General features: G+C 71.0%; 1 protein-coding gene. It reads right to left on the bottom strand.

Annotated elements, in window-relative coordinates; all coding sequences use genetic code 11:
- Positions 1–17: 17 nt before the first annotated feature.
- Entirely contained in the window at positions 18–980 is a 963-nt protein-coding gene (gene pip / locus B8460_RS16615; RefSeq protein ID WP_048862731.1) for a prolyl aminopeptidase, read from the bottom strand.
- Between the last annotated feature and the right edge of the window lie 132 nt (positions 981–1,112).

Genomic DNA, 1,112 nt, shown 5'->3' on the forward strand with positions numbered 1-1,112 from the left:
GCCCACGCGGCGCGGCGTCACCGCCACGCGCCGCGATCCTGGCGGAACCGTTCGACGGCGGCGACCAGCGCCCGGCGGATGCCCGGCTCCAGCGCGGAGTGGCCAGCATCCGGCACGATCGTCAGCCGCGCCGTGGGCCACGCGGCGGCGAGGTCGAAGGCGGTGGCCGGCGGACAGATCATGTCGTAACGCCCCTGGACGATCTCCGCCGGAATGCCCGCCAGCCGGCCCATGTGGCCGAGCAGCCCCTCGGGCGGGAGAAACAGGTTGTTGGCGAAATAATGCGCCTCGATCCGCGCAAGACCCAGCGCCGTGCGGTCCTGCGCGAAGGACGCGACGGTGTCCGGGCTCGGCAGCAGGGTACTGCACGACCCCTCGTAGACGGACCAGGCGCGCGCGGCCGGCATGTGCACCTGCGGGTCCGGGTCGGTCAGGCGGCGGAGATAGCCGGCCAGTACGTCCTGCCGCTCGGCGGGCTGGAGGAAGTTGACGAAGTTGGCGTGCGTGTCGGGGAAGACGGCGCGCAGGCCGTGGAGGAACCAGTCCACCTCCTGCGGCCGGCCGAGGAAGACGCCGCGCAGCACGCTGCCGATCACCCGCTCGGGATGCGCCTGCGCATAGGCGAGCGCGAGGGTCGAGCCCCATGAGCCGCCGAACAAAAGCCAGCGCTCGACGCCGAGATGCGTCCGCAGCAGCTCGATATCGGCCACCAGATCGGGCGTGGTGTTGTCCTGCAGGCTGCCGAGCGGGCGCGACCGGCCGGCGCCGCGCTGGTCGAAGATCACGATCCGCCAGAAATCAGGGTCGAAGAAGCGCCGGTGCACCGCGCCCGCCCCCGCGCCGGGGCCGCCATGCAGGAACAGCACCGGCCGGCCGCGCGGATTGCCGACCTGCTCCCAGTACATGACGTGCCCTGCGGAGAGCGGCAGGTAGCCCGTCTCGAAAGGTCCGATTTCCGGAAAAAGATCGCCGCGCGGCATCGTGGGAACGCGATATAGCGGAGGTATGACGGACGGGCCAGCCTGTCCTCGATCAGTGGGCAAGAGGACGGGACGATGCAAAAGGCCTGGATCGCGGCGGGATCGCTCGCGGGGGTGCTGTCGGTCGCGATG

Origin of the sequence: Acidisphaera rubrifaciens HS-AP3 (assembly GCF_000964365.1) — a bacterium.
Classification (GTDB): domain Bacteria; phylum Pseudomonadota; class Alphaproteobacteria; order Acetobacterales; family Acetobacteraceae; genus Acidisphaera; species Acidisphaera rubrifaciens.

Coding starts and splice junctions, on each gene's coding strand:
- pip (WP_048862731.1), bottom strand. CDS start 980: ATGCCGCGCGGCGATCTTTTTCCGGAAATCGGACCTTTCGAGACGGGC.